This is a genomic window from Paenibacillus sp. 2TAB23, assembly GCF_052115165.1.
Taxonomy (GTDB): domain Bacteria; phylum Bacillota; class Bacilli; order Paenibacillales; family Paenibacillaceae; genus Pristimantibacillus.
In genome coordinates, this window is sequence record NZ_JBFRGD010000003.1 from 262,731 (window position 1) to 278,681 (window position 15,951).

Consider the following 15,951-nt stretch of genomic DNA (forward strand, 5'->3'; position numbering starts at 1 on the left):
GGCTGTATAACCTCCACTTCTTAGGTTACTACTAATCTATGAGAGTCATTGACTTCATAGAACCGCATTTCATATGAACGATTTAGATTTGATAGAATGGATTGCTAAAATGCACGCACATAAAAAAGCTGCCCATAGGCTAATGCCTGCTGGAACAGCTTTATGCTTTGTTGATTAATGCGTATAAGCGGCCACATTGCTCGAATCAACGGCTTCATGCAAGGAGGCATTGAGACCGCTGGCGATAATATTGGCTATATCCTCGATAAATTCATCAATTTCTTTGGGTGTAACCAGAAGGTCATGGCCAAGCGGACTCAGAACCTCCCTCACAAGTTGTAGGCGTTCATTCTCCTCCATCTGGTTGACGAGACCCATAATATGATCAGAGTTCGCATTTTGCTTGCTGAAGTGGCTGCTCATCATCTCAAGCGTGTTATTGACGATCGTAGACGCATACACGACCGTTGGCACGCCGATCGCAATGACTGGCACCCCTAGAATCTCCTTCGTCAGCCCTTTACGCTTATTGCCGATACCCGATCCGGGATGAATGCCCGTGTCCGCAATTTGAATGGTTGTATTGACGCGTTCAACCGCCTTCGAGGCTAAGGCATCAATCGCAATAATGAGATCCGGTTTCGTTTTCTCAACGATGCCATGCACGATTTCGCTGGATTCGATTCCGGTAATGCCAAGCACCCCTGGTGCGACTGCACTAACGGGGCGATATCCTGGGGCAACCTGATCCGGCATAAGCTCGAAGTAATGACGAGTTACCATCACATTCTCGACAACAATCGGTCCGAGCGCATCAGGCGTCACGTTCCAGTTGCCCAATCCGACAATCAGCACGCGCGCGGTTTTACTAATAGAAAGCCTTTCAAGGAATGCTTCAAAATGTTTAGCGAACTGGGTGGCAACCCGATCCTGCAATCCAGTATCCCCATTACGCAAGCCCGGCACCTCAAGCGTCACATAATGCCCTTGCATCTTTCCGATTGCTGCTGAGCCTTGCTCATTCTGAACATGCAGCTGCGTAATCGTAATGCCGTCATCCTCTGTCGTTTCAGACTGAATGCCCGGTATTGGCCCTCCACTTGGCGCTTCCGCCATCTCTTTCGCCTCTAACGCCAAATCCGTTCTAACATTGTATTTCTGCAAATCAAGCTCTTTCTCCACTGCTCATTCTCCCTTCAAGCGCAAGTTCTAAAGCTATTGTTTGCAGATGCTTTAATTTCATACTTAACTGCCTGCCAAGGAGCTTCGTGTGCTTGTTTCATTGAAGCTTCCGATGCTATTGCTTTTTGGGCATTGGCATGATAATATATTTTAAGTTGTGTTGTCTAGGTTTATTATGTCTATAAGCCGTTGTAAACAGTTTAGGAGGTGAATTCCATGCCAAATATTAAATCCGCGATTAAACGCGTTAAAACAAGTGAAAAGCGTCGTGCTTTGAATGCATCCCAAAAATCCGCACTTCGTTCGGCCGTTAAATCTGCTGACCAAGCTATCGCTGGCACTGATGTAGAAGCTGCTAAAGCAGCACTTATCGCTGCAACGATTAAATTGGACAAAGCAGCAACTAAAGGCCTGATTCATAAAAATGCGGCTTCCCGCAAAAAATCTCGTCTTGCTAAAAGACTTAATGCCCTTTCGGCTCAAGCCTAAGCAAGATATCTGCCTGCGAGGCTAATTTATTCTCTGGATGAACTTGACTCGCTCGGCGCCAAAAAGCTTCACTGCCTTTCAATAGGCGGTGAAGCTTTTTTTTGTTTGTCAGAAAAACAAAAAAAGGCGCTAAGCGCCTTTTTCCATACTGAGTGAAAGCAAATATAGCTCTAGCCCGAGCGTTTTGTCAATCGCGCCTGTTTTCATTTGATAGTCAAGGTCGGCCAGCGATGCTAGCAGCCTGCCTAACCGCGGAACCTGAAACTTCCGGCTTTTCTCCGCTGCAAGCTTTACGGCGTAAGGATGCAGCCCTAATTGACCAGCCATTTGCTGGGGCGAATATTGATGCTGCTCCAGCTCCTTAATTTGCAGCATAATCCGCAGCTGCCTGGCAATTAAAGCGGCAATTTTAATCGGCTCCTCGCGCCGCACAAGCAGTTCTCTATACAGCCGAATCGCTTTATCGATTCGAAGCTCGGCTATCGCGTCGATAAGCGCAAACACATCCTCTTCAACGGTTGCTGCAGTCATTAGCGCGGCAGTCTCCACATCGATTGTACCGCCTGAGCCTGCGTGCAGACAGAGCTTGTCCACTTCTTGCGATAACTGCTGCATATTGGCGCCGGCTCGCGAGAGGAGCAGCTCGGCTGCGTCAGGGGAGAGCGTTCTTTTTTGATCTGCTGCCCGCTTGATCATCCATTGCTTAAGCTGTGCTGCATCGAGCTCTGGGAATGGCACCAAAGCATTGCGATCCTTTAACGTCTTGACAAGCTTGCGGCGCTCATCCAGCTTCTCTGCATTCACCGAAAAAACAATAATCGAAGTCTCAGACGGATACTCCATATATTGAATCAGTTTTTCGGGACGGTGCTCAAGCTTGCCGCCTTCTTTTCCTCCGGCGCACAGCAGCGTTGCATCTCGAATCAAGATAAGCTTGCGCTGCACGAAAAACGGAGAGGTTTCAGCTTCAAGAACGGCTTCCTCGATCGATGTTTCTGCCGTATCAAATTTCACCATGCCAAGCTCCCGCTCGTCTGCGGAAAACATAGCTTCGGAAAGCGCGTTGATAAACTGCTGCAGCCGATATCGGTCCTTCCCATACAGCACATAAATAGGCCGAAAGCGACCTCCTTTAATTTCCTTCAATGCTTCCTTCGCATCCATGCCCTCACCTCGTCACCAGTCTGCACATTTAAACGGCAACAAAGGGATGAGCCGTTTATAGGCCTCATCCCTTTGCCGAACATCTATATAAACATTCGCAGGCAGGCCCATGGTGCCGCCCTGCGGATGGTCATACGACGTTATGGCTTCGTCGCAGACACTCTCTATGCTGATACTATACGCATTAGCGGAAGAATGTGTGCATACTCCTCATAAATCTTACGCCCGCCTGCAGCCTAATGCGCGGCTTTCTTCTCGGTAAGCGTGGCGAGATCAATCTCATATTTCTCAATTGCCCCGTTTTCGACGTGAACCTCATACGTGAGCAGCGTACTGTCTGCGGACCATGCCAAATTCAGCAGCTCACCGTTTTTTCGTGGTGTTGTGAATACGATGCTCTGGTCAGCCTGTGCGATGACGTCGATTTTGAAATTGGCTGCTTGCACGCCATATTTCCCGTCGGGTGAAATCATGGCAGGCACGGCCGAGCTTTCGAAATCGCCCTGCTCCTTATCTCCTGCAGATCCATTGGACGTATCCGAGGTGCCTCCTGCTTCAATGCCTTTATCTTCTGAACCGGCACCTCCCGATGTTCCTTCACCGCTAGCGCGGTCTCCATCGACGGAAGATGGCAGCACACCCTTTAAAGCCTCTTCGTTGTTTAGAGAATCGGTTTCCATATCATCGGAGTGTTTTTGAACCTCCACTGTTTCTGTACTGACCTCTCCGGCTCCATCTTCTGACTGGTCCGATTTCAAGGCCATTCTCTGAGGTGCTACTTGGGCCTCATTGGCTGCCGAATCATCCGAGGAGCTTGCAGTAAACATATTGGCTTTGAAATCCGGCGCCATATCCGTATTATACGTAACTAGAAACAGCCCTGCAACGATCCCTGCCGCGATTACACCGCTCATTACGCGTATGGACGGCCATTTGCGTACACGTTTAGCGCGGCGTGGTGTCAATTCTGTCACCTTTGAAACAACAGGAACCGTTTCCTCTAACTGGTCCAACCGTTCCATTTGTTCTAGCTGCGGCATGATCGCATCAACTAAGCTATAGCTCGGTATTACTTTGGGCAAACTGGTAAGCTCGGCGGATAATAGCTGTAACCGCTCGAACATGGCTGCACAGTCCGGACACTGTCTCGTATGGCTCATCAAGACGTCAAGCTCAGAATCACTGAGATCGTCGTCTAGCTGTCTTTGCATTAATTCCATCACCTCTTGACAATTCATCCCCGGACACCACCTTTCTGATAATCATGGAGTAACGTCTGCAGCTGTTGCCTAGCTCTGAATAAATAAGATTTCACCGTATTGAGCGGCAAATCAAGCGAATCTGCAATTTCATTGTAAGAGAAATCCTGCAAATATCGAAGGACGACGACCGCGCGATGATGCTCAGGAAGCTTATCAATCGCGGCCTGAATGTCTTTGACAGCATAAGCAGACATCACCTCGTCCTCCACGTTCTGTTTTTCGTGGAACACCATGTCGTGCTCATCTATGGAGACGGTCGGTTTATTTCTCCGAAACTTATCAATGCAAATGTTTGTTACAATACGTTGAATCCATGTCTTGAATTGCGCTTTTTCCTCGTACGAGCCTATTTTTGTGTAAATGCGGATGAGCGCTTCCTGCGCAGCATCGAGCGCATCCTGTTCATTATTTAATATATAATAGGCTGTCCGATAAACATGCGTTTCAATCTCTCGCAAAAGAGTAATTAATGCGTCGCGATCTCCCGACTGAGCGGCTCTTATGAGCTCTGGCTCCACCACGAAGGATCCCCCTCTCTTGCAACCATTCTGACGAACTGGTTGCGGTAAAAGTTGCAGATTAGTAAGAAAATTGACTATATTTTTTTTAGTAACAATTGCCAATATCATTTATATTATCGAATGGAATCTTTTAACCTGCATAATTAACGGATTATGATAGCAATTCCCCAGATGCTTCCCATTCTGAAGCATCCGTCTAAACTCCACATTAAAGGATACCAAATTTCTAGTACTCCGTATATAGATTGCCATGGATTGCTCTGATACGGAGCCATACGGCAAATCTATCGATGCAAACAAATTTCACAACTATAGCACAACCAATATTCATTAATGTATACCTGAAAGTATCGTCAGCGCAACCTCACGAATAATACCAATACTGATTATTCCTTCTTATATGAGGACATACCTGTTGTACCAATACGAAAACGAACCTCGCCATCCTTGTCCGTTCTCCAAATTTGCGTTCTCCATTTGGCAAGCTTGGCAAGCACTTCCGGATTCGGATGCCCGTAGGTATTCGTTGCGCCTACAGAAGCAACAGCCCCGATTGGCCTCCAGTAGGCCATCCATTCCTCACTCGTTGAGAAGCGGCTGCCATGGTGTGCAACCTTCATAATCGAAATCGGCGAATGCTCGCTTCCATCCATTCGATTGCTTTTATCATATCGAATGATGGATCGCTCCGTCACTGCGTTAATGTCTCCCGAGAACAAAAAGGTCGATTGATAGAGTTTAACGGCCAGAACGACGCTGCTTTCATTCTGTTCCTTTTGATTCAGCACACGTTGCTGTGGATCTTCAATAGCAAGCGGCCATAACACATTCAGCTCTGTTGCAAAATCAAGCTGCTGCCTGTTCCCTGCATTCGCCCGATACAAAGGTATCTGCAAAGACACCGCTAAGCCTAAAAGCTCCTTGGCGTCATCGGCTTCCTTCACCGTACCGTTCCACCAAATGCGCCGAACCGGTATGGTTTCCAAGACAGCCTTCAGCCCCCTTATATGGTCACTGTCCAAGTGCGAGATGACGAGTAGATCAATCTCCTGTACGCCACGCTTCATAAGCAGCGGGACAAGCACCTTGCGGCCTACCTCGAAAGGATCGCCTCGTTTACGCCATTCCTCTCCAGGCTTCGCGAATGAAAGCGTTCCTCCACCATCGATTAGAATATGCTTTCCAGTCGGTGTGCGAATATGGATCGCATCGCCTTGGCCAACGTCTATAAAGCTTACCGCTGCTTGCCGATTAAGGATTTGAGGCTGATAGGCATAAAAAAGAAAAGCGGACAAAAGAAGCAGCAGGCTGTATAAGCCTTTACGCGACCTTTTGCCAAATGCATAGCCGAACGGATAATCCGTTGCTGGTCCTAACGGCATGGTCATCTCCAAGTTCTCTGCTCGTTCTATTCCACTTTCATAATCCTTCTGCGCAGCTCGTCCGATCACCCGAAATAGGATGCCAAGCAGCAAAAGCCAGCCCGAAACCCACCACAGCGGCGGTGTTGCCCAAATCGTGCGAAGGGATTCAACGCTTGCCAGCCTGTCAACAAAAGCAAACGTCCAATCGTTCGCGTAATGCGAAGCATAAGCGAGCAGCTTTCCTCCCTGCTCCCAAGGAATCGCAAGCAATAGTGCTGCAGCGCCGAGCGGCATGACGACAAAGCTGATGAAAGGTACCAGCACAAAGTTTGCCAGCATCGAGAGGAGATGAAATTGATTAAAATAATAAATCGAAACCGGAAAAGAAACGAGCTGCGCGACGAGCGTGACAGCGAACAGATCAAGGAGCGGCTTGCCCCTGCGCCACTGCGGCATCGCTCTGCGCAAAGGCTGCACACCGACGATTAGGCCTACCGTGACGACAAAAGAAAGCTGAAAGCTCACATCCTCAATGAAGAAAGGATCATATACGAGCATCAGCAAAGCTGCCGCAGCCAGAAGATGCAGGCCATCCTTGAGCTTGCCCATGCGAGCAGCGAACAGACCAAGCACCGACATTAAGCCTGCGCGAATAACAGACGGTGAAGCACCTGCAAGAAGCACGTACAAGGGCACCGCAAACATGAGCAGCAGAAGCGTCCGCTCGCGGCTTATGCGCGCGAAGCGAAGCAGCCCGCTTAGCGCATACATAAATACGGCGACATGGAGGCCTGATATGGCCAATATATGCGTCAAGCCCAGACGCGAGAATTGCTGGAACTGCTCGGGGTCGAGGTCCTCGCGGATGCCGAGGACCAGACCCTTCATGTATCCGGACTGTGCGGACGGATACAGGGCATCCATCCGCCCGCCAAGGTAGGCGCGGGCGCTGTCAACGCGGCCGAGCAGAGCGGCCGCGGTCCACTTTGGGCCCGGTGCCGCTTCGACGGCAGCGGTGCCCTGCACGGTAAGCAGCCAGTGGATTCTCTGGCTGCTTAGGTAGCGGCGGTAGTCGAAGCCGCCGCTGTTGGTGGCGCGGGCCGGGCGCGTGAGCTCGCCGGCCAAGCGCACGCGGTCGCCGCGCTGCCATGCCGCGGCGGTCAATTGCTCCGGCTCCTCTGCGAGCCGGATGTGCACGATCAAACGCTCGCGCACGACACGCGCGGCACCATCACTCGCGAGGCGGATGCTGTCCGCCGCCACGCGGAACATCACGCGGTCGCCGTCTATCTCCGGCGCCGACATGATCGTGCCCGCCGCTTCCGCCGCAAAAGCGGCTCGCGGGCCTTCCGCCTCAGCGGCGGCGAGCAGGGCCGGCAGCTCGGTCACATTGCGGGCATCCGCCCACAATCGGTGTCCCGCGGCAACGCCTACCGCAAGCGCGCATGCTGCCGCGAGCTGCCAGCTCGCCAGCCTGCACAGCACGACTGCGAGCGCGAGCAGCGCAGCCGCGCCGGTCGCAAGCACGACGCCGCGGCTGCTCAGACCTGCAGCCGCGGCGCTTCCTCCAACATAGCAAATCGCAAACCATAACAAAGGCCGACGGTTCATCGCAGCATTCTCCCCCCTTCTCCTTCCCTAACTATCGCAACACACAAAAAAAAGGAACCTCCGACGCATCATTAGATGCAATCGGAGGTTCCTCCTCCATTTCAACACGCTTTAGCCTTATAAGGTAATTTCCACATATATATGCTTTTGACTCATTTGTTCATATCCATATATACGCTTTCCCTTATTAGGCAACATCCATATATACTTTTGCCTTATTCGTTCACTTCCATATATGCTTTTGCCCTATGAGGTTACAACCATATACGCTGTTCCCTTATGAGGTTACATCCATATGCGCCTGGGCAGGAGGCTCGAATTGGTCCAAACACCGAAATTGGATGCCCTTCTGCTTCATCAGACGGATCACCTTCTCGCTATCCTTTGGATAGCTGCGATGATAAACGACTTCGATCACGCCGCTGTTTGCCAGCATGTTGGCACAGGTCCAGCAGGGCTGATCCGTCACGTAAACGGTTGAGCCTTCACGGTCGGCCCTATCGGTGAACAGCAGCAGGTTTTGCTCCGCGTGAATCGTGCGGATGCAGCGCTGCTTCTTGAACAGCTGCTCCTTGCCGTCCACCAGCCTCATCTCCACCTCTTCCGAAATCATGCAGCCTGCTTCCAGACAATCCTGAACGCCCATCGGCGCCCCGTTATAAGCTGTCCCCAGCAATTTCTTCCCCTGCACAAGTACGGATCCAACATGTCTGCGCGGACAACGCGAGCGGGTCGAAACCATATAGGCGATATCCATAAAATAAGTATCCCAGTCTTTGCGGACGGCATCCTGTGTTTCGGTATTCATCCTTCTTACTTCCTTTCTCTTGGTGCATTTGATGCTCTAGTTGCATCGCTAATTGTCGATTAAATGTGTTGACTTGCCGCTATGGCTTGGCCAAGATCGGCCAATATATCCTCAATGCCTTCCGTGCCGATAGACAGACGGATCATACCTGGAGAAACGCCTGCACTAGATTGCTGCTCCTCGGACAATTGCAGATGCGTCGTGCTTGCCGGGTGAATGATAAGCGACTTGGAGTCGCCTACATTCGCCAAGTGGGAGAAAAGCTCAACTGAATTGATCACTTTCTTGCCGGCTTCAACGCCGCCTTTAATGCCGAAAGTCATGATCGCGCCTTTACCCTTAGGCAAATACTTTTGTGCGAGCGCATAGGTCGGGTGGCTCTCAAGACCTGGATAATTCACCCATTCAACAGCATCATGGCTCTCCAAATACTCGGCAACCTTCTGCGCGTTGGAGCTGTGGCGTTCCATCCGGAGATGAAGCGTTTCAAGTCCCTGAAGCAGGAGGAAGGAGTTGAAAGGCGAGATCGCTGCACCCATGTCGCGCAATAGTTGTACGCGTGCCTTAATAATGTAGGCTACCGGACCAACCGCATCCGTATACACCACGCCGTTGTAGCTTGGGTCAGGCTCAGTCAAGCCCGGGAACTTGCCGCTGGCTTTCCAATCGAACTTGCCTCCGTCCACGATAATGCCGCCAATCGAAGTACCGTGGCCGCCAATAAATTTGGTGGCAGAGTGGACAACGATATCTGCGCCATGCTCAATCGGCCTGCACAAATATGGGCTTGGGAACGTGTTGTCCACGATAAACGGAATGCCATTCTCATGCGCAATTGACGCAACTGCCTCAATATCAATGATATCACCTTTTGGATTGCCGATGGTTTCCGCGTAAACCGCTTTCGTACGCTCATTGATCGCACCGCGGAAGTTTTCCGGATCGGAAGGATCAACAAAGCGAACAGTGATGCCAAGCTTTGCGAGCGTAATGGAGAACAAGTTGTACGTACCGCCATACAAGCTCGTCGCGGAAACGATTTCATCTCCTGCCCCAGCGATATTAAGAATCGCATATGTAATAGCCGATTGGCCAGAAGCAACCGCGAGTGCTGCAGGAGCACCCTCAAGCTCCGCTACCCGTTTCTCGAATACATCTGAAGTTGGGTTCATGATTCTGGAATAAATATTGCCAAACTCCTGTAAGGCGAACAGATTCGCCGCATGATCCGTATCTTTGAATCCGTAGGATGTCGTTTGGTAGATCGGCACTGCACGCGACATCGTAGTCGGATCGATTTGCTGGCCTCCGTGGACGGATAGCGTATCAAGAGAAAGCTTGCGTTGTTCTGACATTTTCTCGACTCCTTTTAATCAATTAATAAATAATGAAATAATGGCAAGCATTGGGTGAAAGCACCTGCTCCTTTCCATTCTCTCACAATTATGGACGAGCTACAATGCTATCTTCCATTGCATGTAACAGTTTTTCGCCAATTCCTTTAACCCGCAGCAGGTCAGTAGTAGAAATGAACTTTCCGTTTTTTTCGCGATCCGCCACGATTGCCTCGGCTTTGGCCGGACCAATCCCTTTGAGCGCATCCAGCTCTGACGCACTGGCACGATTAATATCGAGTTTATCTGCTTCCTCATCATGTTCCGATTGTCCGAGCGAGAGATTATTGTTGTTCTCCTTAGGATCTACATCATCCGTTGAATCCGTTACGGCTTCCACTGCCCCAGTCGGTTCCGACTGCCCGGAAGCATCTCCACTAGGATCAGACTCCTTCTTGTATGGCTCAGATACCGCATCAGCAGCAGTCTCAATATGCCGTTCATCCTTGTTATCCAGTTCCGTCAACGCATTCGCAACCTCCTCATTCAGCGGCAGCCATTCTCCTGCAGCCGTACGCTTCGGTTCTAGCAAGGAGGCACAAAGGAGAATGACCGCCGTCACGATTAGAACGGAAACGAGCAGCAGCCGTTTATTGCTAAGCATTGATGCGCCTTTTTTCATCATTCACAGCACCTTTCCTTCTCTTTTTTTATTTGGAAATGAGTGACATATTAAACAAGTCCCTTGGAATAAGGTAAGAGAGCAGCCGAAAAAATTGACCTGCATGACTTGGGCGGCTCGGGATTGCACGCGCTTGGCCGTCGATTGCCTCACTTTTCGGCTAATCAAACGCGCACCTAACCTATAGGAGGGTTTAGCATGAATGTCGGATTTATCGGAACGGGCACGATGGGCAGCCTGCTTATCGAAGCACTGATAGCATCGGGTGCGCTATCGCCAGCACAAATCGCTGTCAGCAACCGTACCTTTGCGAAAGCGAAAGCATTAGCCGACCGTTATACCGGCATGAGAGCCGAAAATACGAATGCTAACGCAGCCTGGGGCAGCGATATTATATTTCTGTGCATTAAACCGCTCGAATTCAAAAAAGCTGTGGATGATATCAAATCCGTTCTGCGACCGAATCAAATTGTCGTTTCGATCACAAGCCCCGTGCTTATCTCGCATTTGGAGGGAGAGCTCGATTGCAAAATCGCAAAAGTCATACCAAGCATCACGAACCATGTTTGGAGCGGCGCTTCGCTCTGCATATACGGTCAGACGATGGACGAAACGGACAAAGAGCAGCTGGAAAATCTGCTTTCCCACATCAGCCAGCCGCTTCGCATAGATGAGAGCTATACGAGAGTGGTCTCCGACCTCTCGAGCTGCGGACCAGCATTTATCTCCTTCTTGCTGGAGCAGTTTGTTGATGCCGCTGTCGAGGAAACAGGCATCGGACGCGACGAAGCGCTGCGGGTCGCAAGCGCTATGCTGCTCGGCACCGGGTTACTGCTGACCGATGGCGGCATGACTCCCTCAGAAGTACAGGAACGTGTAGCTGTACCCGGCGGCATCACCGCCAAAGCATTAAGCATGCTCCGGAGAGAAACGGACGGCGTATTCAACCAGCTGATCCGTACGACACATGCGAAGTACCAAGAAGATCTTGCCAAAGTTTCATCCGCCTTTATAGGCGAAGAGGTGAACGGACAATAGCTGTTCTTCAGCTATAACCGTTCACCTCTTCAATTTGTATTAATTAGCTACGATATTTACAAGCTTCCCTTTAACCGCGATCACTTTGCGTATCGTTTTGCCGGCAATCAGCTCCTGTACCTTCTCAAGCTCTTTCGCCATGCTTTCCATCTCTGCAACATCCATATCAGCAGCAATGGACACACGGTCCGCTATTTTACCGTTAACCTGAACGACGATTTCAACTTCTTGATCAACGGTCCAACTCCTATCGAAGGTCGGAAACGCTGCATAAGTAAGAGAATCTGTACGTCCCAGCTTTTCCCATAGCTCCTCGGCAATATGCGGAGCGATTGGGGAAAGCAATTGAACGAATTGCTCCATCGCCGCTTTCGGAAGTGAATCTGTCTTGTAAGCTTCATTGACAAAAATCATCAGCTGGCTGATTACGGTATTGAAACGAAGTCCCTCATAATCCTCTGTGATTTTCTTGATGGAGCGGTGCCATGTGCGTTTGAAGGCATCACTCGTATCACCGTCACTGATTTTGGCATTCAAGCTGCCATCCTCATTAACAAACAGACGCCATACGCGGCTGAGGAAGCGGTAAGTGCCTTCGACGCCGTTTGTATTCCAAGGCTTTGTCGCTTCCAGCGGGCCCATGAACATTTCATACATCCGCAAGGTGTCTGCGCCAAATTCATTGACGATATCATCCGGGTTAATAACATTGCCGCGTGACTTGGACATCTTCTCGTTATTGTTGCCAAGGATCATACCCTGGTTGACCAGCTTGTGGAACGGCTCTTTCGTATCAACGACGCCAATATCGTAGAGCACCTTATGCCAGAAGCGGGCATACAAGAGATGCAGTACGGCATGCTCGGCACCGCCGATGTATAGATCTACGGGAAGCCATTCCTTTTGTTTCTCAGGCGAGCAAAGCTGCTCGTTGTTTTTCGGATCGATAAATCGCAGGTAGTACCAGCAGCTTCCCGCCCATTGCGGCATTGTATTCGTCTCACGACGAGCCTTCATTCCCGTTTCAGGATCAATCGTGTTGACCCAATCCGTTACGACAGCTAGCGGGGATTCGCCCGTACCTGAAGGCGTAATCGCATCCACATCAGGAAGCAAGAGCGGCAATTGATCCTCGGGAACGGTTTTCATTGTGCCGTCCTCCAAGTGAATGATCGGAATCGGCTCACCCCAATAACGCTGACGGCTGAACAACCAATCGCGAAGCCGGTACGTAATTTTACCCTTGCCTTTGCCTGACGTGTCCAAATGCTCGATCATCTTCGCAATAGCTTCCTCATTCTTCAAGCCATTGAGAAAGTCCGAGTTGACATGCTCCCCGTCGCCGGCATAGGCTTCCTTCGCAATATCGCCGCCCTGTACGACCTCTACGATCGGAAGGTCGAATTGCTTCGCGAATTCCCAGTCGCGAGCATCATGTCCAGGAACAGCCATAATCGCACCGGTTCCATAACCGGCAAGCACATAATCAGCGATCCAGATAGGCGTTTTCACGCCATTAACGGGATTAATCGCGTATGCCCCAGTGAACACGCCTGATTTATCTTTTGCCAAATCTGTACGCTCAAGATCGCTCTTGCGAGCTGCAGCCTCTTGATAGGCTTGAACAGCACCCCGTTGATCCTCGGTTACGATTGCTGCTACAAGCTCATGCTCAGGCGCCAATACGCAATAGGTAGCGCCGAATAAAGTATCGGGACGTGTAGTGAACACAACAAGCGCTGCATCATGGCCATCGATCTCGAAGGTAACTTCCGCGCCTTTCGATTTCCCAATCCAGTTCCGCTGCATATCCTTTATGCTCTCCGACCAGTCCAGCTCTTCCAGGTCATCCAATAATCGATCGGCATATTCCGTAATTCTGAGAATCCATTGACGCATCGGCTTGCGGACAACCGGGTGATTCCCCCGTTCGCTTAGGCCGTTAATGACCTCCTCATTCGCTAGAACCGTACCAAGCGCCTCACACCAGTTAACGGAAACCTCTGCTACATAAGCAAGTCCGCGGTTATACAATTGAATAAATATCCATTGTGTCCATTTGTAATATTCAGGATCCGTCGTACTAATCTCACGATCCCAGTCGTACGAGAAGCCGAGCGATTTGATTTGCCTGCGGAAGTTATCAATATTTTTAAACGTAATGTCGCGCGGATGCTGTCCCGTGTCCAAAGCATGCTGCTCTGCCGGTAATCCGAAAGCGTCCCATCCCATCGGGTGAAGCACGTTATAGCCCTTCATCCGTTTGTAGCGGGATACAATATCTGTAGCCGTATAGCCCTCGGGATGACCTACGTGCAGACCTGCTCCAGAAGGGTACGGAAACATATCTAATGCATAAAATTTCGGTTTGCCCGCCTCTTCGGTCGTTTGAAACGTTTTGTTCTTATCCCAGAATTGCTGCCATTTCGGCTCTACGACAAGCGGATAGTAGCCGTGAAATTGCTGTTCTTGACTCATTCGTTGATTTCCTCCTAAATGTATATGCTGGTTGCGGATACCTGAATAAAAACATAAAACCTCCCGCCCCTAGCGATTAACGCTAGGGACGAGAGGTTGTTCTCCCGTGGTACCACCCTAGTTAGCGGCAGGCATGCTTTGCCTAACGCTCACTTGTCGCCCTTATCGCGGGCCAAACGGTGCTATTCCCTATCGACTATCGATCAATTCGCCGATGGATTATACGCACAGCTCCAAGGCGAGCTTCATTCCGCAGCAGGTCCGGCTTTCACCCTACAACACCGGCTCTCTAAGCCTAGCCAACGAAATTACTGTTCCTCTTCAACGCTCCATATGCATAAAAATGGTTAGTTTCGATTATAAAGATCGTGAGGTTCGGTGTCAAGACATCGGTGACTTGCTTGTTCCTGTCCAGGACCGTGCCGAATAGAGCTAGCGATACACCATGATAAGAGTTAGATGCAAGTAATTTTTTTACTGGATAGGCTGAAAGGAAACATTCCAAATACCATCATCATCTTTAATCATTTGAAAGCCAGACTTATTTTTTGCATCTTCGCTTGACTGATATTCAATATATCCCGTAAAATCGCTTGTTTGTATGAACTTCCCATTTTCAATATTATTGAACGTTTTGAGGATTTGTTCTCTTTCTCCTCTATCTGAAATAAGAATTTTTTCATCCTCCTCTTTTGTCCATTGAACATACCCCTCTCTATCCGTGTATAGTGCATAAGCAACATCATTTTTATTGTCCAATCTTGCTTCAACATATAACTTAGCAATACTAATAGGTTCCAGCTCTTTTAATTGTTGTTCATTTAAGTCTTTTTGAAAGTTGGTATAGGCCTCTTGTTCTTTGTCGGATAGCTTAAAATCAAGTAATGACGTTGAGGTTGGACTTGGTGTAAGCTCATTTGTGTTCTCCCTATTAAAACAACCTGTTAGTGCCATTACAATTGCAACCCATAATAAACCGTATTTCAATTGCACGAATAAATGCTCCCTTCAACTCCGCTATTTTTTTGATTATTCTTCTAATATCGACGTATGGATTCACTCCATCGTTTCCAATATCACCGAAAAGTTCCACGGAGCTATCCTAACCGTTCGTATTATATGATGAACCAGTTATAGTGAGAGATGAAACGAACCCAATTATTGGGATAGATATTTCTGAAGATGAGAGCCATGGACAAGCTTTTTTACAACGTCTGACCACTATCTACAGTGATGATTTGTCCCGTCATTGCTTCTTGTTCCAGAGCTGCACATATCAATTGAGCAATATCTTCGGGTGTTGAAATTCGTTGCAATAGAAGATTGGGAGCTAATTTTTGCATCTGTTCTTCTCTTCCAGCCCACCACCTTGTTGCGACGGCTCCTGGTACGACGCAGTTGACTCTAATGTTTGGAGCTAAGGCTCGTGCCAACGATTTCGTGAGGCCGTGAATTGCCGATTTGGATACCGCGTACGGAAGGGAAGAACCTAATCCTGTTTGTCCTGCTATACTGCCTAAATTAACGATAGCACCTTCGTTATTGCGGTTCATAAACGGGGCAACAGCTCGAGAGCAGTAAAACATTCCTTTCACGTTGACATCAAAGAGCTCGTCCCATATTTCCTCTGTTGCCCCTTCAAGATCATCAAGCGGGATATGCCGAGTGATGCTTGCATTATTCACCAACAAATCAATAGTACCGAATTGTTGTACCAGTAATTTAATCATGCCTCTGACTTCCTTGTCTTTGGAAACATCGGCTTGTACGGCTATTGCTCGACCACCTTCTTTATTGATAGTTAATACGGTTTCTTCCGCCTCGACTCTAGAGCGTGAGTAGTTTACCGCCACTGTTACCCCCCTCTTAGTAAGCAACAAAGAAGTAGCTCTGCCGATTCCTGTACCACCGCCGGTAACTAGTGCGACTTTATTTCGTAAATTCATTTGTTACATCTCCTTTTGTTTTTCCATGATATAAATAATTGTAGATTCTCATTTTGAATTTGTATAATTGAT

General features: G+C 49.2%; 13 protein-coding genes and 1 other annotated feature. Of the genes, 2 read left to right on the top strand and 11 right to left on the bottom strand.

The features are described 5' to 3' along the window. Positions 1-174: 174 nt before the first annotated feature. Positions 175-1,116, bottom strand: coding sequence for a GPR endopeptidase (gene gpr / locus AB4Z29_RS06455; RefSeq protein ID WP_441942411.1), 942 nt, complete (start codon positions 1,114-1,116; stop codon positions 175-177). A 282-nt stretch (positions 1,117-1,398) separates the two neighbouring features. Between gpr and rpsT the strand changes: the two genes are divergently transcribed. After that, positions 1,399-1,671, top strand: coding sequence for a 30S ribosomal protein S20 (gene rpsT / locus AB4Z29_RS06460; protein WP_054024194.1), 273 nt, complete (start codon positions 1,399-1,401; stop codon positions 1,669-1,671). Positions 1,672-1,800: 129 nt separating this feature from the next. Here the strand turns inward: rpsT and holA are convergent, their stop codons facing one another. The 7 genes from holA to AB4Z29_RS06495 all read right to left on the bottom strand — a co-directional run bounded on the left by holA (position 1,801) and on the right by AB4Z29_RS06495 (position 10,420). After that, entirely contained in the window at positions 1,801-2,835 is a 1,035-nt protein-coding gene (gene holA / locus AB4Z29_RS06465) for a DNA polymerase III subunit delta (RefSeq protein WP_441942244.1), read from the bottom strand. Between the two features lie 236 nt (positions 2,836-3,071). Next, positions 3,072-4,073 (bottom strand): zf-HC2 domain-containing protein, encoded by a 1,002-nt coding sequence (locus AB4Z29_RS06470; protein WP_441942245.1) that lies wholly within the window; start codon positions 4,071-4,073, stop codon positions 3,072-3,074. Beyond that, the gene (locus tag AB4Z29_RS06475; RefSeq protein WP_053376850.1) at positions 4,070-4,618 is read right to left on the bottom strand and encodes an RNA polymerase sigma factor; all 549 of its coding nucleotides are present in this window, start codon (positions 4,616-4,618) and stop codon (positions 4,070-4,072) included. The genes AB4Z29_RS06470 and AB4Z29_RS06475 overlap by 4 nt, the downstream gene beginning before the upstream one ends. 386 nt (positions 4,619-5,004) lie before the next feature. After that, positions 5,005-7,593, bottom strand: coding sequence for a DNA internalization-related competence protein ComEC/Rec2 (locus tag AB4Z29_RS06480; protein WP_441942246.1), 2,589 nt, complete (start codon positions 7,591-7,593; stop codon positions 5,005-5,007). A 277-nt stretch (positions 7,594-7,870) separates the two neighbouring features. Beyond that, the gene (locus AB4Z29_RS06485; protein ID WP_441942247.1) at positions 7,871-8,401 is read right to left on the bottom strand and encodes a deoxycytidylate deaminase; all 531 of its coding nucleotides are present in this window, start codon (positions 8,399-8,401) and stop codon (positions 7,871-7,873) included. Positions 8,402-8,460: 59 nt separating this feature from the next. Then, positions 8,461-9,756: a homocysteine synthase gene (locus AB4Z29_RS06490; protein WP_441942248.1), complete on the bottom strand. Its 1,296-nt coding sequence runs from the start codon at positions 9,754-9,756 to the stop codon at positions 8,461-8,463. Positions 9,757-9,844: 88 nt separating this feature from the next. Then, entirely contained in the window at positions 9,845-10,420 is a 576-nt protein-coding gene (locus AB4Z29_RS06495; RefSeq protein WP_441942249.1) for a ComEA family DNA-binding protein, read from the bottom strand. Positions 10,421-10,615: 195 nt separating this feature from the next. Between AB4Z29_RS06495 and comER the strand changes: the two genes are divergently transcribed. Next, positions 10,616-11,455, top strand: a complete 840-nt coding sequence (gene comER / locus AB4Z29_RS06500; protein ID WP_441942250.1) for a late competence protein ComER — start codon at positions 10,616-10,618, stop codon at positions 11,453-11,455. Positions 11,456-11,494: 39 nt separating this feature from the next. Here comER and leuS read toward each other — a convergent pair whose 3' ends face one another. The 3 genes from leuS to AB4Z29_RS06515 all read right to left on the bottom strand — a co-directional run bounded on the left by leuS (position 11,495) and on the right by AB4Z29_RS06515 (position 15,879). Further along, a complete protein-coding gene (gene leuS / locus AB4Z29_RS06505; RefSeq protein WP_441942251.1) occupies positions 11,495-13,933 on the bottom strand; it encodes a leucine--tRNA ligase in 2,439 nt (812 codons plus the stop codon). 81 nt (positions 13,934-14,014) lie between these two features. After that, positions 14,015-14,267, bottom strand: a binding site (T-box leader). A gap of 140 nt (positions 14,268-14,407) precedes the next feature. Continuing rightward, a complete protein-coding gene (locus AB4Z29_RS06510; RefSeq protein WP_441942252.1) occupies positions 14,408-14,926 on the bottom strand; it encodes an RNA polymerase subunit sigma in 519 nt (172 codons plus the stop codon). Positions 14,927-15,138: 212 nt separating this feature from the next. Next, positions 15,139-15,879, bottom strand: a complete 741-nt coding sequence (locus tag AB4Z29_RS06515; RefSeq protein ID WP_441942253.1) for an SDR family NAD(P)-dependent oxidoreductase — start codon at positions 15,877-15,879, stop codon at positions 15,139-15,141. Positions 15,880-15,951: the final 72 nt, after the last annotated feature.